Origin of the sequence: Streptomyces sp. NPDC001507 (assembly GCF_042894765.1) — a bacterium.
Classification (GTDB): Bacteria; Actinomycetota; Actinomycetes; order Streptomycetales; family Streptomycetaceae; genus Streptomyces.
In genome coordinates, this window is record NZ_JBIAVV010000015.1 from 36,395 (window position 1) to 57,171 (window position 20,777).

The following is a 20,777-nucleotide window of genomic DNA, read 5'->3' on the forward strand; positions in this document are numbered from 1 at the left end:
TCCCCGGATGGTGCGCGTTCTCCCTGGCCGGAGCCATCGTCGCGGAGAGCGGGCAGGCGCGCTTCTGTCACCTGACCAGTCATCGGCGTCCGCGTCCGGCCGGTGCGCGCGAGCCCGTGGTTCCCGCCCTGCCGCCGGCCGCTGGCAGGATTGCCGTACCAGCGCCTCGGCGACCTCGATGACAAGGACGGTTCATGCACGCCGGTACCGACCACCCCTTTGACCAGGACATCCTGGGCCGGGCCGCCGAGCTGGGCCGTATCGACCGGCTGCTGGAGGCGGTGGACGGCGGCGGCTCGCAGGTGCTGGTGCTGACCGGGGAGCCGGGGGCGGGCAAGAGCACCCTCGTGGACCGGGCGGCCGAGCGGGGCCGGGACCGGGGCCTCGGGATCCTGCGGGTACGCGGCAGCGAGGGCGAGGCGGGTCTCGGTCTGTCGGGCGTGCACCAGCTGCTGCATCCGCTGCTGCCCGGCGAGGGTCTGCCCGCGGCGCACCGGGAGGTGCTGGACCGCGCCTTCGGGCCGGAGGCGGCGGAGTACCAGCTGAAACTCGATCAGCTGTCCCTGTGCGTCGGCGTGCTCGGGCTCATCACCGAGGCCGCCGCGCGCCGGCCGCTGCTCCTGCTGGTGGACGACGCCCAGTGGCTGGACCTCGGCTCGGTGGACGTCCTGGCCTTCCTCGCCCGGCGGCTGGAGGGCAGGCCGGTGGTGCTGCTGCTCGCCGCCCGCGAGAACGGCGTACCGGCCCGCTTCGACCGGGCCTTCCCGCAGATCACGCTGGGCCCGCTGAGCCGTTCCGCGGCCGGGCAGTTGCTGGACGCGCAGCCGGATCCGCCGCGCGGCAAGGCACGGGCCGAGATCCTCCGGCAGGCGGGCGGCAACCCGCTGGCCCTGATCGAGCTGCCCCGCGCGCTGGCCCGGGGCCGGACCGGGGACACGGGGGCCGGCGGGGCCGGGGGCGCCACGCTGCCGCTCACCGCGCGCCTGGAGAACCTGTTCGCCGCCGACCTGCCCGGCCTGCCCGAGCCCACCCGGGCGGCCCTGCTCCTGGTGGCCGCGGCCGGCCCGGCCCGGCTGACGGACCTCATGCGGGCCGCCCCCGGGCTGGACGTCGTGGCGGCGCTGGACCCCGCGGAGCGGGCCGGGCTGGTGCGGGTGGCGGACGGCGCGGTGCTGCCGCGGCACCCGCTGGTGCGCTCGGCCGTCTACCACGCGGCCTCCTTCCAGGAGCGCCGGCAGGCCCATCTCGCCCTCGCCGCCGCGCTGGCCGGGGAGCCGGACCGCCGGGCCTGGCAGCTGGCCGCCGCGGCGACGGGCCAGGACGCGGAGGTCGCCGACGCCCTGGCGGAGACCGCCGAGCGGGCCCGGGGCCGGGGCGGCTACGCGGCGGCCGCGACCGCGCTGGAACGCGCCGCGGAGCTGACCCCGGCGCCCGACCTGCGGGCCCGGCGCCTGCTGGCGGCCGCGCAGGCGGCGATGTTCGCCGGTCATCCGCAGTGGGTCGGCGAGCTGAGCGGCCGGGTCGGCGGGCTGACCGGGGATCCGCGACTGCGTGCCGAGGCCTCGCTGCTGGGCGGCTGGGCCCTCGGGGTGACCCTCCGTCACGAGGACGCGCTGGCACTTCTGTTGGGGGTCGCCGAGGCCACCGCCGCCTCGGCTCCGGACCTGGCACTCGGCGCGCTGAGCACCGCCGCCACCTCCGTCTACAACTCCGGCGCGCCCCGTCATCGCGCCGAACTGGAGCGGATCAGCAACCTGATCGACGGGGACGACGACCCGGCCGGCCGCCTCTGGACCCTGGCGGTCGTCGACCCCGTTCACGAACGGCCGCTGCTGGCACGGCACCTGGCGGCGGGGCTGACCGCCCTGGCGCGGGAGGAGTCGCTCGGCAACCTCACGGCGCTGGGCGGCGCGACCTGGATCCTGGACGAGACCGAGCAGGCCGTCCGCGTCCTCGGACTGACCATGGACCTCCTGCGGCGGGCCGGCAGCGCGGGCACCAACGCGACCGTGACCCAGGCGCTCGCCCTCGCCCTGTTCGAGAACGGCTCGTGGGCGGCGGCCGAGGACGCGGCGCACGAGGCGTTCTGGATGGCGACGGAGGCGGGGGCGGACAACGTGACCGTGGGCTCCGGCCTCCTGCGGGCCACCCTGCGCGCGCTCCGGGGCGACCCCGCGGCCGCCAGGTCCGAGGCGGCGCTGGCCGTACGGGGGGTGGACCTGCGCAGGTCGCTCAGTCTTCAGGTCCGCCACCGGCACGCCATGGGCATGGCGGCGTTCGCCGCCGGCGACCACGCGGACGCCTACGAGCAGTTGCGGGCGACCTTCACCCGGGACTTCCGGCCGGCCCCCGTCCACTACCACGCCTCGCTCTACTACCTGGGCGACCTGGCGGCCGCGGCGGTGCGCGCGGGGCGGGCGGACGACGCGCGCACGGTGGCCGACGCCGTGCGGCAGGACCTGAAACCCGACCCGTCCCCGCGGCTGGCCGCCGTACTGCACCGGGCCACCGCCCTGCTGACCGACACCGACGACGCCGAACAGCACTTCCGCGCCGCCCTCGACGACCCGGCCACCGACTGCTGGCCGTTCGAGAAGGCCCTCGCCCATCTCGACTTCGGTGAGTGGCTGCGCCGGCGCCGGCGCAGCGCCGAGGGCCGCCCGCACCTGAGCGCGGCCCTGGAGTGCTTCCAGCGCCTGGACGCCCGCCCGTGGACCGAGCGCGCGACGGCGGAGCTCCGGGCGGCCGGCGCGGCGACCGGCCCTGCCCCCGTCGGTGAACTCACCCCGCAGGAACGCCAGATCGCCGAACTGGCCGCCCAGGGCCTGACCAACCGCGACATCGCGGCCCGCCTCTACCTCTCCCCCCGTACGGTCGGCTACCACCTGCACAAGATCTTCCCCAAGCTCGGCATCACGGCCAGGGCCCAGCTCCGGGACGCCCTCACGCAGGAGGACCAGGGCTGACCTACCGCTTCCGGGAACCCGCGGAGGGCCGGTCGCACAGGGCGTCGTCGATGAGTGCGCCCGTGGCGCGGTTGAGGACGGCGAGGTCCGGGGGCGCGGTCGTGGTGGTGAGGGAGACGGTCACCGCGCGCCTGCCGTCGGCGCTCACCGCGGGGCGGGTGTTGACGCCCGCCCCGTCGCCCTCGTGGGTGTAGTAGTAACCGCCGCAGGAGAGCGGGATCCTGCGCAGCCCGAGGCCGTAGGTGCCCGCGGGCACCTCGGCGACGTCCTCCGGGTCGTCGGTCCGCTCGACGGTCTGCCGCATCTCGCGCCACTGCCCGGCGGGGAGCAGCCGGCCACCGGCCAGGGCGCGGAAGAAGGTGTTCAGGTCGGCGGCGGTGCTCACCACGCCGGAGTCGGCGGTGTGCTGGAAGCTGTGCTCGGTGACGTCGAGGCGCCCGCCGTCCGCGGTGGTCAGGTACGCACGCACGTAGGGCTCCGGCAGATACGGGTCGAGTCCGGGGACGGAGGTGTTCCGCAGTCCCAGCTTCGCGATCACCCGGTGCGCGACCAGGTCCTGCCAGCTCGCGCCGCCGGCCTTCTCGGCGATCATTCCGGCGACCAGGTAGTTGGTGTTGGAGTACGCCCACCGGGTGGCCCCGCCGGGCCGCGGCACGAACAGCGGCCGGTGCCTCATCGCCACCGCCACCAGGTCGGCGGCCGGGGTGGTGTCGTAGCGGTCCTCGTCGAAGTGGTTGATCAGCCGGTCCTGGATCTCGGGGTCGTCGACGTAGTCGTACAGGCCGCTGGTCTGGCGGAGCAGGTCGCGGACGGTGATGCGGCTGCCGTCGTTGCCGTTGCCGTCGACCACCCCCGGCAGCCAGTGCTCGACGGTGTCGTCCAGCGACAACCGCTTCTCCGCGGCGAGTTGGAGGACCACGGTGGCCGTGAACGTCTTCGTCGTGCTCGCGACGCGGAAGTGCGCGTTCCACGGGACCGGTTGCGAGGAGCCGGCGGCCCGGGTGCCGATGCGCGCCATGAGCGGCGGCCCGTCCGCCCGGTCGACCCTGGCGAGCACGTTCACGTCTCCTCCCCCGGCCTGCCGTACGGCCGCGAGGTCCTGCCGGAGGGCGGCCACGCCGTAGGGGTGCGGCGCGGCCGGGTGGTGTCCGGCGGATCGGGCGGTCGCGGTCATGGGTGAGGCCAGGGCGAGCAGCGCTGCGGCGGGCAGGGCGGCCGCGGCCCTCTTCGACGACGGCATCTGCATGTTCGAATCCCCCGTTGCTTCTGGTGTCCCGGTCGGTGACGACCACCAGCCAACCGGAACGGGGAGCGCGGGGGGATGGGACCTCCCACCGGATGAGGGGTGTACGTAACCCCCCTGCCGAGCAGGGGCACCGAACCGGAGAAAGCTTCTCCACTTCATGCTACGGTGAGCGCACGGCGAAACGGAGATTCAATCTCCGTATCATTCGCCATTCGAGATCGCCGACCGGCGGGAGAAGGCACGATGCATGGACACGATGTGACCGCGGACCACGGCCGGGGAGAGCGGCGGCGGCCACGGCGCCCGGGGCGGACCGCCGCCCTGGCGGTGGTCGCCCTCATGGCCGGAGCCGGTCTGGCCGGCTGCGGGAACGACGGCTCCTCGGCCGCCTCGTCCCCCACGCCGGCATCGGCTTCGGCCTCCGCCTGCCCGACATCCACGTCCTCCGCGGCGGGAGCGGGAGCGGGCCAGGGCGGCGGCACGACGTCGGGACAGCCGGGGGGCGGTACCACGAAACTCGTCCAGGCAACGACGATCAAGAAGACCGACAACAGCACCAGCACGGTCATCGACCCGGCCGGCCCGGCGATCACCTGTGACACGTCGGCGGTCACCACCACCGACGACATCACCTACTCCTCACCCACCACGCACGGCGTCAGGACCGACCTGAAGCTGGACATCCAGGTGCCGAAGACCTCGGGCAAGAAGCCCCTGGTCGTCTATGTCACCGGCGGCGGCTGGGTGCTGGCGGACCGCACCGGCAACCTGGACCAGCGCACGTACGTCGCCGACCAGGGCTACGTGGTCGCCAGTGTCCAGTACCGCACCACGACCGGCGGCGCCACCTACAAGGACGCCCTCGCCGACGTGAAGTCCGCCATCCGGTACCTGCGGGCAAACGCCGACACCTATGGCATCGACACCGACCGCGTCTTCGTGTGGGGCCAGTCGGCGGGCGGATACCTGGCCGCCATGACCGGCGTCACCAGCGGCGACAAGGCGTACGACGTCGGCGACCACCTCGACCGGAGCAGCGCGGTACAGGGTGTCGTGGACGAGTTCGGCCCCGCCGACCTCTCCCGGCTGGCCGCCGACTACGACCAGGCCGCCAAGGACTTCAACTACGCCGCGGGCAACGCCGCCGCGCAGTGGGTCTACGGCCCCGGAACCACCAGGTCCGTCGCGCAGTACACCGGCCAGGTGGCCGCCGCCGACCCGGCCACCCACATCACCTCCGCGACACCGCCCTTCCTCCTGATGCACGGCACGGCCGACCCGTTGGTCTCCCCCAGCCAGACGCTGAACCTCTTCACCGCCCTCAGGAAGAAGGGCGTCGACGCCGAACGCGTGGTGCTCACCGGAGCCGGCCACGGGGACCTCAGCGTCGCGGGCCTCACCGGTTCCTCGCCGGGCGCCGCGTCCAGCACCTCGCCGGGCGCCTCCGCACCCGACAGCGCCTCGAAGCCCTGGTCCACCGAGAAGACGATGAGCCGCATCACCGGCTTCCTGCCAGGCCACAGCTCCTGACCCTCGCGCCAACCCGACGCCCTCGGCTCGGACGTCACGCGTCGTGCCCCTCCTTAGGGCCTTGTACCTCAGGGCTCTCCCGCGAGCGGCTGTGCGTGGCGTCAGCGTGCGAACTTTTCGATGGCCGCCGGGGTGACGGGGGTGAAGAAGTTGACGAGGTTGCCGTCGGGGTCACGGAAGAGCAGCGCACGGTTGCCCCAGGGCATCGTGGTGGGCTTGGTGACGAAGTCGGTGACGAAGCCGGTCAGTCTGTCGTAGACGCTGTCCACGTCGTCGACGAGGAACTCGGTGATCACGCTGTGGTTGTCCGCCGGGCGGGCAGAACCCGGGGCGAACAGCGGGACGGTGCGGGTGCTGCCGATCGCGAGGGTGGCGCCCGCGGTCTTGAGTTCGGCGAAGTCTTCGTTGGCCCACGTCGCCTGCGCCCCTGTGGCGCGCTCGTAGAACTCGACGAGGCGCGCTACGTCGCCGGTGATGATGCGGATCGAGATGAAATCCATGGGAATCTCCTTGGGCTGCGCCGGGGTGGATACGTCGCAGGTTAGAAGAGATAGTGGACAGAATTGGTCCTGTATTCGCCCCAGGTTGCGAACGTTGCGCGGCCAAGGCGGGGCTGCTCTCCTACACGCGTGGGCTGACCTACGAGCTGAAGAACCGGGGCATCCGCGTCAACGGGCTGAGCCCGGGTCCGACCGTCACCAACGCGTTCGCCCCCCTCGGCCTCGAACGCCAGGCCGCCCTCTACGAGGATCTCCGGCGGACCGTGCCTCTCCACCGCCTGGGAACCGCCACGGAGTTGGCGAAGGCGGCCGTGTACCTCGCCTCGGATGAGTCTGCTTACACCGCGGGCACGATGCTGCGGGTTCGCGGTGCGCCTGCTGAACGCCACCGACGGGCTCGCCCCTGCCTCACCCAGGCCTGGGACGGATCCGCCGCCTACAGCCGTCGGTGCGTGGCGTCACATCACCGCGTCTGTCTCCAGCGGCCCGGCGGTGATGCGCAGTGTCCGGATGCGAACCGGTTCTTCCTGGTCGAGGTAGAAGATGTGCATGAACGGGGCGCGCACCACCTGGTCCGGTTGGGACTTCCTGGCCATGGTCGCTTCGCCGCGCAGCAGGCGCACTCCGTCGCCCGCGGTCCAGAACTCCACGACCTCGTGGCTGATGTTCAGTGGCGCGTCGATCTTGACGAAGAATTCCTTGATGGCCTCGACGCCGTGGATGTGCGCGGTGCCGAAGAACATGTCCGTGTCCTCGGTCAGGGGCGCGAAGCCCTCAGCGAACTCCAGGGTGTCGATGGCGTCCATGAACTTCAGGACCCAGCCGGGCACGGCCGTCGCTTGTGCTGTGTCTGCCATGGTGATGTTCTCCTGATCAGGCTGCGGCGGGCGGGGCGGCGAGGTGGGCCGTGTGCTGGAGCACACGGAAGGTGCTCCCCTCGATGGTGGTCTCGAATTGAAAGTAGTCGGAACAGCCCCGTACGGGTGATCCGCCGGGCACGCTGCCCAGCCCGCGGGGCGGCCCGTCGCCAGTCAAGTGGTTGAGGCTTCCGCCGTACCCCGCAGGGAGGCACCCTCGATGTCCGGCTTCGACAGCCAGGTTCCCTACTGGGATGCCGCGGCGGCCACGAAGACGTTCACCCACCCGCTCCATGTGCCCTGGCTCGACGGGCTCGGCAGGCACGCGGCGATCCTCGACTACGGATGCGGCTACGGCCGCGTCGTGGAGGAGCTCGCACAGCTCGGCTTCGACGGCCTCACGGGCGCCGACATCTCGCCGGAGATGATCAAGCGGGCCCGCCGCCTGCATCCCTCCATGCGCTTCGCGGCCCTGGAGGCACCACCGCACTCGCCCTACCCGGACGCGGGCTTCGACGCGGTCCTGCTCTTCGCCGTCCTGACCTGCGTCCCCGGCGACGAAGCCCAACGCCGGTTGATCGCCGAGCTGAACCGTGTCCTGAAGCCCGGCGGGATCCTCTACATCAGCGACCTGCTGCTGCAGGACGACGAACGCAACCGCGCCCGCTACCGCCGCTGTGCCCATCAGCACGGCGCCTACGGCGTGTTCCAAACCGCCGACGGCGCCATCTGCCGCCATCACTCCCGCGAGTGGCTCACCACCCTGCTGGCCGGGTTCGAGCCCCTCGCCACCCGGACCATCACGGTGGCCACCATGAACGGGCATGAATCAACGGCAATCCAGATACTCACCCGCAAGCCCACCGCGGCATGAGCGGTCCGCAACGGCCCACGTGTGATGGCCGCAGGGCGTGATCAGTGAGCGGGCGCGATGGGCTGTTCGGACCAGATGGTCTTGTGGTTCTGGCCGTGGCGGCAGCCCCAGCGCTCGGCGAGCTGGGCGACGAGGAACAGGCCGCGTCCACCCTCGTCGGTGGTGCGTGCGCGGCGCAGACGGGGCCCGGCGCTGCTGGAGTCGGTGACCTCGCAGACCAGAACGTGGTGGCGGATCAGCCGCAGCTCGGCCGGCGGACGACCGTAGCGGATCGCGTTGGTGACCAGTTCGCTGACGATGAGTTCGGTGGGAAAGAGAAGGTCGTCCAACCCCCACGCGGTGAGTTGGCGGGCCGCCCATGCCCGCGCGCCCGAGACGGCGGCCGGATCAGCCGGTATCTGCCGGCGAGCGGTGTCCTTGGCCGGTACGGCGCGGGTACGTGCAAGCAGCAGGGTCGCGTCGTCACGCGGCGCCTCGTCCACCAGCTTGGCGAGGATGGCCCTGCCGGTTACGTCCAGAGCGCGGTCCGGACGGCAGGAGGTGGCGAGCGCATCGGTCAGCAGCTGAAGCCCGTCGCCGCGGTCGTGCGCGCCTTGGTGGACCAGGCCGTCGGTGTAGAGCGCGAGGACGCTGCCCGGTTCGAGGTCGATGGTGGTTGTCTCGTACGGCATGCCGCAGACCGCGAGGGGTGGCCCCGGCATGATGTCGACGCCTTCGGCCCGTCCGTCGGGCCGTACGAGCACGGGCGGCGGGTGCCCGGCACTGGCCATGGCGCAGCGTCGTGTGACCGGGTCGTAGACCGCGTACAGGCAGGTGGCGCCCATGACGTCGTGGTCGCCTGGCGGTGCCTCCGCCGCGAGGCGCTGAACCAGGTCGGCGATCCGGGTGAGCAACTCGTCCGGCTCCAGTTCCAGGTCGGCGAGGGTCTGGATGGCGGCGCGCAGACGGCCCATGGTGGCACTGGCGGGGATACCGTGGCCGATCACGTCTCCGGCGACGAGGGCCAGGCGGAGCGAGGGCAGCGGTATGGCGTCGTACCAGTCACCCCTGGTGCCGGCTCCACGGCCTGTGGGCAGGTAGGTGCCGGCGGTCTCGGCTGCCGGCGTGTCGGTCGTGGCCGGCGGAAGGAGTCTTTGCTGCAGGGCCATGGCCGCTCTGTGCTCGCGCATGTGGCGGCGGGCGTTGTCGATGGCGAGTGCTCCCCGTGAGGCGATCTGCCTCATGAGGTCGACCTCGTCGGCGGTGAACGGTTCGGACGGGCCGGTGCGCCAGACCACGATCGCGCCGAGGGTGAGACCGCGGGCGTGCAGCGGTGCCACCATCACCGCGCGGGTGTCGTGCGGGAGGAGTTGCCCGGCCGGCTGCGGGCCCCCGAGCAGGGTGATGAAGTCGTCCCGGCTGTAGACGACCGTCTCGCCGTGCTGGAAGCGGCGCAGCAGGGGGTGGTCGGTCAGGGGTGGGACGGGGTTGCCGCGCCGGATACCGGGCGGCCAGACCGCGGTGGCCGGCGCCAGGGCCGCGTTGCTCAGATGCAGGTCTCCTCCGCCCAGCCGTGCGACGGGTTCGTCACCGTCGAGGACCGCCTGCGCGAGGTCTACCGCGGCGCAGTCCCCGAAGGCCGGCAGGAGGACGTCCGCGAGCTCCTGCGCGGTCCGCACGACGTCCAGGGAGCCTCCCACGCGTTCGGCGACCTCACGGGAAAGGTCCAGCTGCCGACGGGCACGCAGTTGGTCGGTGTCGTCCGTGTAGAGGGCTGCGACCCCCGCGGGACGTCCTCGGGCGTCCTGCAGTCGGAACGCGGACAGCGACAGCGCGTGTCGTGGTACCGGATGGTGCCGCCAACTCACGTGCATGTTCCTGCCGAGCACCGGGACGCCTGTTTCGAGGACGTGGCGCAGGACCGCCTCGATGCTCTCGGCGTCCTCGGCGCGCAGCACGTCGGCCAGCCGGGTTCCCGGCTGCACGGGACGGCCTTCGAGCGCGTTCGGCGTGGCGTTCGTCTGCACGGTGGTGAGCTCCGTGTCGTGCAGAGCGAGCGTGATCCGGTTCTGTGCGTACAGGGCGCGCAGGAGCGCAGCGCCGTGCTGGTGGTCGACGAGGTGAGGGACGGGGGTCGCGAGCACGAGGAAGTCCGCCGAGCCGCTCACCCGCGTGGTCCGGAACGCGACGTCGATCGTGGTGCCGCACCGGTGACGCAGCCGTACCCGGCCGGTCGCCGGCACCTGTGCGGCCGCGAGCGGGTCGTGCGGTGGATCGGCCACGAGCTCCTGCACGGGGCGGCCGTGGACCTCGTCGGCGCAGAACCCGGTCAGCTCCTGTGCCGTGCCGGTCCACCCCACCACGGTGCCTCGAGCGTCGAGCACGGCTGCGGCCGGACCGTCGAAGGCGGGCGGTCGGCCGCACTGGCCGGCGCCGCAGATACTCATCCCCCCTCGGGAGGTGGCTGCCGGGCAGGCGTCTTCCATATGTGATACGTCCATGTATTCCGGTTCCAATACGAGGGTCCGCGGCTATGGGCGAGGGGGATCCTGGTGCGGCTGCCGGCGCTCAGAGAGCGCCGGCTGCGGATGGCAGGTCCTGTTCGGCCCAGACGACCTTGCCGTCCGCTGCCGAGCGGGAGCCCCACCTGCGCGACAGCCGCGCGACCAGGTAGAGGCCACGGCCGCGCTCGTCGAGCGTGCGGGGATGGCGTGGGCGTGGCTGCCCGGTGCTGGTGTCGGAGACTTCGCATGTCAGCACCCGGTGCTGGATGAGCCGTAGGCGGCTCGGGCCGTCTCCGTGGCGGATCGCGTTGGCGACCAGTTCGCTGACGATCGACTCCACGGGCGTCACGAGCGGCTCCAGCCCCCACTCTCTGAGCTGACGGGCGGCCAGGCGCCGGGCTGTCGGGACGGTGACGAGTTCCTTCGGCAGGTCCCAGGAGGCGACCTGGACGGGTTGCAGTGCGCGCGTGCGCGCAAGGAGCAAGGTGACGTCGTCGGCCGCTGTCTGAGTCGGCAAGGTCCTCATCGCCCGCGAGCACAGGTCCTCCAGGGAGGCACCGGGCTGTGCCAGGGCGGCACCCAGGCGCCGCAGGCCGACGTCGATGTCCTCGTCGCGGGACTCCACCAGACCGTCGGAGAAGAAGGCGAGGACACTTCCCTCGGCCAGTTCCAGTTCCACGGACTCGAACGGCACGAGGCCGAGACCGAGTCCGAGCGGGGCTCCCGCGGGCAGGTCGGGAACGGTGACCTTGCCCTGCGCGTCGACGATCAGGGGCGGGGGATGCCCGGCCCGCGCCATCGTGCACCGTCGGGTGACCGGGTCGTAGACGGCGTACAGACAGGTGGCACCCACTACTGCGGGCACCGGGTCGGAAACGTCGGCGTCGTCGTCGTTCAGTCGCACGACCGTGTCGTCGAGGTGCGCCAGCAGTTCGTCGGGGGGGCAGGTCGAGGTCCGCGAGCGTGCGCACGGCGGTGCGCAGCCTGCCCATGGTCGCCGCGGCATTGATGCCGTGTCCCACCACGTCGCCGACGACGAGCGCGACCCGGGCGCCGGACAGTTCGATCACGTCGAACCAGTCACCCCCCACGCCGTGGTCCATGTCGGCCGGCACATAACGCGAGGCGACCTCGACGGCAGCACCGCCCCGCACCCCATGAGGGAGCAGGTCGCGTTGCAGAGTGAGGGCGGCGGTGCGCTCGCGCGCGTACTGCAGCGCGTTGTCCAGGCACAGCGCGGCCCGGGTGACCAGTTCCTCGGCGAGGAGCAGGTCGTCCTCCTGGAACGGCGTCTGTTCCAGAGAGCGGCCGAACAGCGCCAGTCCCAGGACGCAGCGCCGCGCGCGGATGGGGACGACCATCAGGGAGTGGACGCCGCTGTCGCGTACCTTCTGCGCCCGCACCGGATCGTGGTCGACCCAGGGGCCCGCACGGGTGTCCAGCACCGGCTCCAGGTACGACCGGCCCGTGCGAATGGCGGCGGCGAACGGAGACTCCGGGTGGGGGTGGACCACCTCTTCGCGCACCCACGGCAACTCCAGGAGACCCAGGTCGACGGAGGCCAGACCGGCGCGGCGCAGCAGCTGCGGGCGGCCGCTGGTCGGACCGGTCCGTGCCGACGGCTCGACGATGAACGGAACCGACTCCACCAGATCGACGAGGGCGTGGTCGGCCAGCAGGGGCACCGCGAGCTCTGCCAGTTCCTGCCCGGTCCTCATCACGTCGAGGGTGCTTCCGATGTGCGTGCCGGCCTCGCTGAGGATGGCGAGGCGCTCCCGCGCCCGCCGGTTCCCGGTGACGTCCACGGTCATGGAGCACACGCCCAGTGGCGTGCCGTCAGCGCCCTGGAGGCAGAAGAACGAGGCCGAGAACGCGTGCTCACGGGGCCGGTCCGCAGACGGCCACGCACGGTACTCGTGCACCGTGGTGGTGCCGCTCTCCAGAACCTGCCGCATCACCACTTCGAGCGCTTCGGCCTCGACGGCGGGCAGCGAGCCCTTCAGACCGCGCCCGAAGCGTCGGTGACGAGGAACGCCGTCGTGACGCTCCATGGCGTCGTTCACCCACACACAGCGCAACTGCGGGTCATAGACGACGATGCCGATCGGCGCACGGGCAAGGAGCGACTCCCTCACCGGTCCGCTGCTGGTTGCCCCCGAGGACAGGGAGCCTATGTCGGTCACGGACACCAGCCACCGGGTGCCGGCGTCCTGCCCCCGCAGCAGCGAGACCCGCAGCGTCATCCGGAGCGTGTGGCCGTCGCGGTGGCGTATCGCCGCGGTGCCGGACCAGCCACCCCGCGCACGGCACTGCTCGGCGAACGCCGAAGCCCTCCGGGCGTCCTCGGGAGGCGGCAGCACGTGTGCGGCGGACCGGCCCACCACCTCCCCGGCCGGGTAGCCGACGAGCTGCTGGGCGGCATGCGTCCACCCCACCACGGTGCCCTCGGCATCGAGCATCGCTATCGCGGCGTCGGGCATCTCGCGGGGGCTCACCTGCTCGGCGAGGAGGGTGTGATCAGTGTCGGTCATCGCGGTCCGTCCCATCGGTGCGGAGGTAGGAGACATCGGCGCTTCGGCCGTGCGGCCCTGTGTGCAGCCGTGGTGAACGGCGATGTCCCGGTGAGCGGCACACGGTGCGGTATGTGTCAGGATTAGAGCGATATGTCCACTTCTGATGAAATCATCAGATGTAATGGCTTGGACGTCAAGACCCTCATACATGACTAAATAATCAGAACCGCTGACTGCAGTTCACGGGGCTTCGGCGGTCGGCGAGACGGGCGCCGAGCGGTCCGGGGGGAACTCGGTGTGGCGGCCGGGAACGGCTCGCCCGAGGCTCAGACCCCCCGCCGGACGGTCCGGCCCGGCGGTCGTCCGGCGGGCCCGGCGCCGCGACCACGTCGGGGGACCCACACCCGCAGTGCCCGAGGACTGATGCGGCACCGCACGGGAGTAGGCAGGCCGACGGCTTCGCCGTCCAGCCCGGCGGGGAGGGCCGGGACGTCGGCGTGGACGACGACGTCGTCGGGCGTGGCGAGGCGGGTGAAGCCGTGCGGTTGCCCGCTGCGCAGCCTCGTGGCCGTCTCGGCGGGTGTCTCCGCCCTGACGGCCAGTACTCCCAGGAGACCCGAGTCGAGGCGCGCCCGTCTGCCCGGCCCGGCCGGGTCGTCCACTTGGTAGGGGTTGTTGCTCACCAGCACGGCATCCGGCCCGTCAACGGTGAGCAGCCCGGTGCGGACCACCAGCTCGGGGCCCTCGTGGCGGGCCAGGAACTCCGGAAGGATGCGCACCGCCGTGCCGAGCTTGTCGTCCCGATAAGCCGGGTCCTGCACCAGGGCGGCATAGGCACCGAACGAGACGTTGTTGACGAACGCCCGCTCGCCTGCGTATCCCAGATCCACCCACAGCTCGACGCCGTCCGTGAGGGCCTCCAGCGCGGCCGAAGGGTCCTCACGGTCCAGGCCGAGATCCATGGCGAAGTGGTTGCGGGTACCCGCCGGAATGACCAGAAAGGGCAGAGCGCTGTCCGCGGCCACCTCGGCGACGAGCGCCTGTGTACCGTCTCCGCCGGCCACGCCCAGCAGATCCGCACCCTCGTCCACCGCGCGTCGGGCGATCGTCGCCAGGTCCTGGGTCAGGGAATGATCGATCAGGAACACCTGGGCTCCGAGCGCGCGGGCGCGTTCCGCGATCCCGAACCGGCTCGCCTTCCCTCCCCCCGAACGTGGATTCACGATCAGAAAGGGCCGCCGCGCGCCGGTCGTCGGCCGCGGCGCGTTCTCGCTCACGGCGCGCGCCCGGAAGCCGCATGCACCAGCCGAGCGCATCTCACCGGCGACAGCGGGCCTGCCGCGTTCACGGCCGCCGCCGAGGGCTCCGTCCCCCACCTGGCCGACGGTCCCGCGATTGCGCCGGCGGTCACCGCCACCATGACACTTCCTTCGACAGTTACGGCCTACGGCCTACGGCCTCCGCTTGCGGCTCGGCCTGGGGATCCGCACCTTGGGACACGGCGGTGCCAGGCACGAGCCACGCAAGCGCGCTCACGATCCGGCTCCGCCGGTCAGTGCTGAGGGTGCGGACGAGCGTGGAACAGGGAACGCCGCTGGGGGACCGCGCCGGCAGCCAGATGGCCGATCTCGACGCGTGTCCTGATGGCACGGACGACTTCGGTCAGGCCGACGACGATGGCCATGACGCCCACCACGAGCGTGAGGGTCGCGACGGAGGCGAACGGCATGACGATCATCACGATGCCGGCCATGGTGCCGATGATGCCGAAGGCCACGTGCCAGCCGCGCGCCGGCATCGTCTCGTCGGAGGCCGCCGCGACCGTCTCCAAGGTGCCCCGAAGCAGCCAGCTGAAGCCGATCCACAGGGCGAGCAGAAAGATCGACTCCAGGGGGCCCCGGAAGCAGACCAGTCCCAACAGGACGGAGGCCGCGCCGGTGATGAAGTGGAGTACGCGAAGATGCCGGGCGACGTGGGTGCCGAAGGCTGCGGCGAGTTGGAAGACACCGGTGGCCAGCAGGTAGACACCGAAGAGAATGCCGACGACGCGCAGCGTCTCGCCCGGCCAGACCAGGGCGATCACGCCCAGGGCGACGGTGGCGAGGCCCATGGTGAGCAGGATCTGCCAGCCCGCGTTCGCCAGGGCGGCGATGCCTTCGGCCGCTGGACCCTCTCGTGGCTCGGTGCCACGTGGCGGAACGGAACCGGTGGAATCCGAAGGAGATGTCATGGCACCTACCTCCTTCTGTGAGCAGCGTGGTCACGTCACTACATGTCCATCGTCACCCGATCGGCCGCATGTCGCTCGCCGGAGAGGACAGGGAGCCGTGGCGCTGAGGTGTTCCGGGAGCCGAGGTGCGTCTCCGCAGGACCGCACGTTGCCGGTGGTCCAGGCCCCGTCGTGGTGGTCCGTTCGGGTTGACGACGGCATTCACGCATGAGGGGTGATGACGGCGCGTCCTTGGATCCTGCCGTCGTGCAGGAGCTGGTATGCCTCGTTGGCGCGTTGCAGGGGGAAGTGCTCGACCAGCATCCTGATTTTGCCCTGCTGGGCGAGGGTGATCACTTCCATCAGTTCGGTGAGGGAGCCCCAGTAGGGGGAGGCGACCGAGCACTCGTGCGGGGGGCTGGAGAAGTCGACGGGCAGGGCTCCGCCGCCGAGGCCGACGATGGTCAGGTGGCCGAGCACCCTGGCCACCTGCGCAGCCATCCGCAGGGTCGGGTCCGCGCCGACCATGTCCAGCACGAGCTGGGCGCCCTGCCGCGCCGTCATGTCCTGGATGCGGGTGATCGCCTCGTCGCCCGAGAGCAGGGCCTCGTCGGCGCCCATGCGCTTGGCGGTCTCCAGCTTGCCGGCGTCGGTGTCCACGGCGACGACGGTGGTCGCCGCGCTGAGCGCGCGCAGGATCTGGATGGTCATCTGGCCCAGGCCGCCCGCCCCGATCACGACGGCGGTCGAGCCAGGTCCCAGCAGGTGCAGCGACCGTTTGACGGCGTGATAGCTGGTCAGTCCGGCGTCGCTGAGCGGGGCGGCCTGGCGGGGATCGAGGGCGCCGAGCGGAATCAGGTAGCGTGCCGCCGGGACCAGCAGGTACTCGGCCATGCCGCCGTCGTGACCACCGCCCAGGCCCGGTCCCTGACCACGGAGGTTCTGGCAGTAGTTCTCCTGGCCCTGACGGCAGTTGGCGCAGCTGCCGCAGCCCCAGGAGCCGTAGACGATCACCGGGTCTCCAGGCTGGACTCCGCTGACGCCCGGCCCCAGCCGTTCCACCCATCCCGCGTTCTCATGGCCGAGCGTGAAGGGCGGGTTCGAAAAGCCGGGCAGCGGTGCGGGGGACTGCATGATGTGCAGATCGGAGTGGCAGGCACCGGCACCCGCGACCTTGAGCAGGATCTGCCCCGGTCCGGGCTCGGGTACCGGCACCTCGCGCAGCTCGGGCGGCTGCCGCCAGTCGACGAGTTGAAAAGCTCGCACAGCGATCCCCTCAGGCACGCACTGGTCAGTCGCGGATGCCGTCGACGTCGACGAGGACGTGGCGCGGGCCGCGGAAGATCTGGTTGTGCCGGTACGGCGGCGGGTCCTCGACCAGCCGGGGGTTCTGCACCCGGCGGACGAACTCGCCCACCGCGACCTGGACCTCGAGCCGCGCGAGCGGAGCGCCGAAGCAGAAGTGGATGCCCTGACTGAACCCGAGGTGCTGGTTGTCGCGACGCTCGAGATCGAGTTCGTCGGGGTCGGCGAACCGCTCCGGGTCGCGGTTCGCCGAGCCGTAGGCCAGGAAGATCGGCGCCCCCTTCGGGATGGTGGTGCCGGCGATGTCGATGTCCTCCACGGCGGATCGGGTGTGCCAGAACTGGACCGACGACTCGAAGCGCAGCAGTTCCTCCACCGCGGGCACGATCAGCTCGGGCCTGCGGCGCAGCTTTTCCAGCGCGTCGGGGTGCCGCAGCAGGGTGAGCACGCTGTGGGCGATGAGATTGACCGTGGTTTCGTGTCCCGCGAAGATCAGGAGCAGGGCGTTGCTCGTGAGGACGCCCTTGGACATCGGTCCTTCCGGGCTGTCGTCGTGCACCATGGCCGAGAGCATGCCGGGGCCGGGCTCCCGCGCGTACCGGTCGAGCAGATCGGCTGCGAACTGCCCGAATTCCTGCACGGCCCGCCGTCCCCCGGCCTGTCGGCTCTGGATCTCCTCGGAGCCGGCCTCGGGACCGAAGTCCAGGGCGTCCAGGGCCGTTTCGACCCAGTGGTGGAAGCGCGGCTCGTCCTCCAGCGGCACGCCCAGCACCTTGCAGATCACCGTGACCGGCAGGGGGTAGGCGAAGTCGTCGACGGCGTCGATCCGGTTCTTGCCCCTCATGTCGTCCAGCAGTCCGTCGACGATGCGGCGGATGTCGGGCTGCAGGTCGGTGATCAGGTGAGGCGCGTGGGGCGGGCCGACGAAGTGCGGCATCATCAGCCGGCGGTCCCGGTCGTGCTCGGGGGGATCACAGGTGATGATGTTCGGCTCGGTCAGCACCGCCCTGATCGGTTCGGCCGCCGGATCCGCCGAGCCCTCCGCCGAGCCCTCTTCCAAGGCCGCGGCCGGGCCGGGACGCTTGCGCGGGTCCGAACTGACCCGGGGGTCGTGCAGCAGCGCGACGATCTCCCGGTAGGTGCTGACGACATAGGTGCCGTCCGGCTGCCGCGCGACCGGTTCCTTGCGCAGTTCCTCGTAGAAGGGGTACGGATCGGCGCGGTTGGCATAACGGAGGGCCTGCTGCCAGGGGGTTTCCTCGACCACGAGGCTCCCCTCCTTCTTCCTGTCGGTGCTGTCAGCCCGCGCACGTGACCCGGCGGGCCGGGTCAGTGGTGCCGCGGCCGGAACTCGGCCGTGCGCTCGCTCGGGGCGTGGCCGGTCAGAACGACGTCCGGGATCGCCGTCGGGACCCTCGGGTCCGGGAACTCCGCCGGCACCGGCTTCGTGTCGGGCGGCTGGTCCCAGCCGGGCGGCGGAGGCGGGAACGGACCGGACCGTTCGATCAGCTTCCCGTAGTACTCCAGCCACTTGCCGTGATCGAAGGTCACGGCCGCGACGATGCGCCCCCGGTGACCGTAGGCCGCGGCGAAGCGGCGATCGGCGACGGACCCCTGCGTGATGACGATCTCGTCACCGAAAGGCGGCACACCGACGGACTTGATGTTGACGCCGAACTGACCGGACCAGAAGCCGGGCAGCAGCAGATGCGGGTGGTAGTGGGGCTCCAGGTTGACCATGTTGTGGGCCGCGACCTCGGCGCCCAGCACGGCGTTGTCCCAGTGCTCCATCGCCAGGAACTGGTACTCGTACAGCACATGCGGCGCGCGTGCCACGTCGCCGGCCACGAAGACGCTGTCGGTGACCACGCCGTTGATGTCGAAGGCACGGCCGCCCGCGTCGCACCCGACGCCCCAGAAACCGGCGGCCAGCCCCGAGCCCGCCAGCCATTCCACGTTGCGGATCGACCCGAGCGAGGCCACCACCACGTCGGCGTCGACGACGGCGCCGTCGGACAGCCGCGCACGCCGCACATGCCCTCCGGAGTCACCTTCCAGCGCCGACACGCCCAGGCCGCAGCGCAAATCCACGCCGTGATCGCGCTGCATCTGCGCGGCGATCTCCCCGATGACCCCGCCGAGCGCACCGACCAGCGGCGCCGCACCCCGCTCGACGACGGTCACCGGGATGCCCAGCTCGCGGCAGACGGAGGCCACTTCCGAGCCGATGAACCCGGCGCCGATGACCAGGACCCGCGACGGCGACTCGGCCAGCGCCTTCTGCAGCCGGGCGGCGTCGTCCCGGGAGCGAATCGTGCAGACGCCCTCCAGGGCGGCCTCGTCCGGGTTCGGCCACTGTCGCGCGCGGGTGCCCGTGGCGATCAGCAACCGGTCGTACGGGACCTGCTCGCCGTCGGCCAGGCGCACCTGCTTGGTGACCCGGTCCAGCCCGGTGGCGGCCACCCCGAGCCGCCAGTCCGCATCCACTTCTCGCATGCGGGGCAGCTTGGTGTGGTCGGCCGGCACCCAGCCTTTGAGTACCTGCTTGGACAGCGGGGGACGGTCGTAGGGCTCGTACGGCTCGTCCCCGATGATGGTCAGAGAACCGGTGAAGCCCTCCTCGCGCAGCGCCTCCGCGGCCCGCAGCCCGGCCAGTGAAGCACCCACGATGACGATCCGGCCGCCGGCCCGGAACTCGCGCACCAGCTCCGCGACCGTCGCCCGCAGCGTCATGACGTCTCGCCCCCCTCGGCCCCGTCCAGCCGATCGATCGCGATCGCCTGCACCGGGCACGCCGCAGCCGCCCGCTCGACCTGAAGGCGCCTCCCGTCGTCGGGGTTCGGCTCATAGGTCAGCGCCTCCTGACCGTTCAACCTGAAGACCTCGTGCGCCAGATACACGCACTGCGCATATCCCTGGCAGCGATTCAGGTCCACGACGATGCGCATGGGCAGACTCCTTCCGTTCTGCCTCCCGCCCACGGCGGCCATCGACCCGGGCAGGCCGTTCGGCCCTGTTCGCTGCGCCGCGGACTTTACGGTGACGCCCGCTCGGCCGTGCGCGGCACAGCCGGCAGAGCGCGATACGTCGACGGCGTCGGCATCAGGGTGGGCCCTGGTCGCCCCTGCCCTAAGAGAATGGTCATCCCGCCTTCCGGCGATCGCAAACCCGCCACTGCGAGCAAGCCGCCTCAGGGCGTATCCAGTGCCGCAAGATCCGCGCTGGTCACCTCGGGTGGGCTGCACGGCGCCGGTGGCACCGCTTCTGCCGCACCCAGGTGCACGGCCGGCACCCGGGACCACGACACCGACTCACCCCGGCACGACTGCGACGGTCTCTTCTGCCGTGACGGCCACTTCCGGGAGGGCTAGGGACACCGGGGCAGGGACCACGACGACCTGAGCCGCGACGACCGGTGAGACGGGCGACGGTCGAGGCCCGTGGGACCGATGCCGTTCCCCTCGGCCCGATTCCGCCGGTGGCAGGGACGAACGCGGTGACCGACGGCCGACGTCCCCGGCGGCCGGCCGACCGCCACTCGTCGTGCGATGTGCCGGTACCGCCCGGCACCCGCGACCCGTCGTACCGCCTCGGCCCCCACCGCCCCGGCCGCGGACTCAACGGCGGCCGGCGGCGAGTCGGCCCTCCAGTCCCGTGATGAGTGTGTCGATCACCAGCCGGAACATGTGGTCCCGATCAGGACCTGACCGGTCCGCGTCTGCGTCCGTGGCCTCGTCCGCGTCGGCAGCGGCACCGGGCGGCTCGAGGCTGGCCCACTGCTGGAGCGAGCCGTTGAGTTCGGCGGCGAGGACGCCGATGACGACGGCGACGATGAGAGCGGCCGTCTCCGAAACCTCCGGGTGCGGCACCCCGGCAGCGGCCACGATGGCGGTGAGCGCGGTCCAGAACGGGTCGTCGGGCTGGATGAAGTCCGGCTGGTGGCTGAACGAGTAGGCCAGCAGCTCGGGGTGACGGTGCGCCAGGGTCCGGAAGTCCGTGGCGAGCAGGCGCATGCGCTCCTGCCAAGGGGCGTTCTCGAGTGTCACGGTGCGGAACTGGGATCCGACCATTCTCGTCACGCCGCGCAGCACGGCTTCCTTGTTGGGCACGTGGTGGTAGAGCGACATCGGGTTCGCGTCGAGCTCGGCGGCGAGTTTGCGCATGGTGAGCGCCTCGACGCCGTCCGCGTCGACGAGCCGCAGGGCGGCAGCGTAGATCCCGGCCTCGGTCAGAGGCACGTCTCTCTTCCTGGTTCCCCGTGGGGGACGCCTCACCGGTTTTTCCATACCACGTA

General features: G+C 71.6%; 15 protein-coding genes and 2 pseudogenes. 4 read left to right on the forward strand and 13 right to left on the reverse strand.

The window, feature by feature from the left end; genetic code table 11:
* Positions 1–194: 194 nt before the first annotated feature.
* A complete protein-coding gene (locus ACFY0K_RS39720) occupies positions 195–2,966 on the forward strand; it encodes an ATP-binding protein (RefSeq protein WP_390643948.1) in 2,772 nt (923 codons plus the stop codon).
* A gap of 1 nt (position 2,967) precedes the next feature.
* Here the strand turns inward: ACFY0K_RS39720 and ACFY0K_RS39725 are convergent, their stop codons facing one another.
* Positions 2,968–4,212 (reverse strand): serine hydrolase domain-containing protein, encoded by a 1,245-nt coding sequence (locus ACFY0K_RS39725; protein WP_390643949.1) that lies wholly within the window; start codon positions 4,210–4,212, stop codon positions 2,968–2,970.
* Positions 4,213–4,455: 243 nt separating this feature from the next.
* Here ACFY0K_RS39725 and ACFY0K_RS39730 point away from each other — a divergent pair, with 243 nt between their 5' ends.
* Positions 4,456–5,742, forward strand: coding sequence for a prolyl oligopeptidase family serine peptidase (locus tag ACFY0K_RS39730; protein ID WP_390643950.1), 1,287 nt, complete (start codon positions 4,456–4,458; stop codon positions 5,740–5,742).
* 101 nt (positions 5,743–5,843) lie between these two features.
* Here the strand turns inward: ACFY0K_RS39730 and ACFY0K_RS39735 are convergent, their stop codons facing one another.
* Positions 5,844–6,242, reverse strand: a complete 399-nt coding sequence (locus ACFY0K_RS39735) for a VOC family protein (RefSeq protein WP_390643951.1) — start codon at positions 6,240–6,242, stop codon at positions 5,844–5,846.
* A gap of 53 nt (positions 6,243–6,295) precedes the next feature.
* Between ACFY0K_RS39735 and ACFY0K_RS39740 the strand changes: the two are divergent.
* Positions 6,296–6,595, forward strand: a pseudogene (locus ACFY0K_RS39740) (SDR family oxidoreductase); the annotation flags it as partial.
* 105 nt (positions 6,596–6,700) lie between these two features.
* Here the strand turns inward: ACFY0K_RS39740 and ACFY0K_RS39745 are convergent.
* Positions 6,701–7,099: a nuclear transport factor 2 family protein gene (locus ACFY0K_RS39745; protein ID WP_390643952.1), complete on the reverse strand. Its 399-nt coding sequence runs from the start codon at positions 7,097–7,099 to the stop codon at positions 6,701–6,703.
* Positions 7,100–7,319: 220 nt separating this feature from the next.
* Here ACFY0K_RS39745 and ACFY0K_RS39750 point away from each other — a divergent pair, with 220 nt between their 5' ends.
* A complete protein-coding gene (locus tag ACFY0K_RS39750) occupies positions 7,320–7,973 on the forward strand; it encodes a class I SAM-dependent methyltransferase (RefSeq protein WP_390643953.1) in 654 nt (217 codons plus the stop codon).
* Between the two features lie 41 nt (positions 7,974–8,014).
* On the opposite strand, the gene ACFY0K_RS39755 is transcribed toward ACFY0K_RS39750, so the two are convergent.
* From ACFY0K_RS39755 to ACFY0K_RS39800, 10 genes and pseudogenes are all read right to left on the reverse strand, one after another.
* Positions 8,015–10,336 carry a SpoIIE family protein phosphatase gene (locus ACFY0K_RS39755; RefSeq protein WP_390643954.1) on the reverse strand — a complete coding sequence of 774 codons (2,322 nt, stop codon included), beginning with the start codon at positions 10,334–10,336 and terminating at the stop codon, positions 8,015–8,017.
* Between the two features lie 184 nt (positions 10,337–10,520).
* Positions 10,521–11,360, reverse strand: coding sequence for a SpoIIE family protein phosphatase (locus tag ACFY0K_RS39760; RefSeq protein WP_390643955.1), 840 nt, complete (start codon positions 11,358–11,360; stop codon positions 10,521–10,523).
* Between the two features lie 85 nt (positions 11,361–11,445).
* Positions 11,446–13,179 (reverse strand): annotated as a pseudogene (locus ACFY0K_RS39765) (PAS domain-containing protein); the annotation flags it as partial.
* A gap of 116 nt (positions 13,180–13,295) precedes the next feature.
* On the reverse strand, positions 13,296–14,192 hold the full coding sequence (locus ACFY0K_RS39770) for a diacylglycerol/lipid kinase family protein (protein WP_390643956.1): 897 nt from the start codon (positions 14,190–14,192) through the stop codon (positions 13,296–13,298).
* 329 nt (positions 14,193–14,521) lie between these two features.
* Positions 14,522–15,199 (reverse strand): HdeD family acid-resistance protein, encoded by a 678-nt coding sequence (locus ACFY0K_RS39775; RefSeq protein ID WP_390643957.1) that lies wholly within the window; start codon positions 15,197–15,199, stop codon positions 14,522–14,524.
* Between the two features lie 201 nt (positions 15,200–15,400).
* Positions 15,401–16,444 carry an NAD(P)-dependent alcohol dehydrogenase gene (locus tag ACFY0K_RS39780; RefSeq protein ID WP_390643958.1) on the reverse strand — a complete coding sequence of 348 codons (1,044 nt, stop codon included), beginning with the start codon at positions 16,442–16,444 and terminating at the stop codon, positions 15,401–15,403.
* 25 nt (positions 16,445–16,469) lie between these two features.
* The gene (locus ACFY0K_RS39785) at positions 16,470–17,750 is read right to left on the reverse strand and encodes a cytochrome P450 (protein WP_390643959.1); all 1,281 of its coding nucleotides are present in this window, start codon (positions 17,748–17,750) and stop codon (positions 16,470–16,472) included.
* A gap of 62 nt (positions 17,751–17,812) precedes the next feature.
* The gene (locus ACFY0K_RS39790) at positions 17,813–19,216 is read right to left on the reverse strand and encodes an NAD(P)/FAD-dependent oxidoreductase (RefSeq protein WP_390643960.1); all 1,404 of its coding nucleotides are present in this window, start codon (positions 19,214–19,216) and stop codon (positions 17,813–17,815) included.
* Positions 19,213–19,431 (reverse strand): ferredoxin, encoded by a 219-nt coding sequence (locus ACFY0K_RS39795; protein ID WP_390643961.1) that lies wholly within the window; start codon positions 19,429–19,431, stop codon positions 19,213–19,215. The genes ACFY0K_RS39790 and ACFY0K_RS39795 overlap by 4 nt, the downstream gene beginning before the upstream one ends.
* 669 nt (positions 19,432–20,100) lie before the next feature.
* Entirely contained in the window at positions 20,101–20,721 is a 621-nt protein-coding gene (locus tag ACFY0K_RS39800; RefSeq protein WP_390643962.1) for a TetR/AcrR family transcriptional regulator, read from the reverse strand.
* Between the last annotated feature and the right edge of the window lie 56 nt (positions 20,722–20,777).

Excerpts from the sequence above, each read along its gene's own strand:
- ACFY0K_RS39720 (WP_390643948.1), top strand. The coding sequence starts at position 195 with ATGCACGCCGGTACCGACCACCCCTTTGACCAGGACATCCTGGGCCGG.
- ACFY0K_RS39725 (WP_390643949.1), bottom strand. The coding sequence starts at position 4,212 with ATGCAGATGCCGTCGTCGAAGAGGGCCGCGGCCGCCCTGCCCGCCGCA.
- ACFY0K_RS39730 (WP_390643950.1), top strand. The coding sequence starts at position 4,456 with ATGCATGGACACGATGTGACCGCGGACCACGGCCGGGGAGAGCGGCGG.
- ACFY0K_RS39735 (WP_390643951.1), bottom strand. The coding sequence starts at position 6,242 with ATGGATTTCATCTCGATCCGCATCATCACCGGCGACGTAGCGCGCCTC.
- ACFY0K_RS39745 (WP_390643952.1), bottom strand. The coding sequence starts at position 7,099 with ATGGCAGACACAGCACAAGCGACGGCCGTGCCCGGCTGGGTCCTGAAG.
- ACFY0K_RS39750 (WP_390643953.1), top strand. The coding sequence starts at position 7,320 with ATGTCCGGCTTCGACAGCCAGGTTCCCTACTGGGATGCCGCGGCGGCC.
- ACFY0K_RS39775 (WP_390643957.1), bottom strand. The coding sequence starts at position 15,199 with ATGACATCTCCTTCGGATTCCACCGGTTCCGTTCCGCCACGTGGCACC.
- ACFY0K_RS39790 (WP_390643960.1), bottom strand. The coding sequence starts at position 19,216 with ATGACGCTGCGGGCGACGGTCGCGGAGCTGGTGCGCGAGTTCCGGGCC.
- ACFY0K_RS39795 (WP_390643961.1), bottom strand. The coding sequence starts at position 19,431 with ATGCGCATCGTCGTGGACCTGAATCGCTGCCAGGGATATGCGCAGTGC.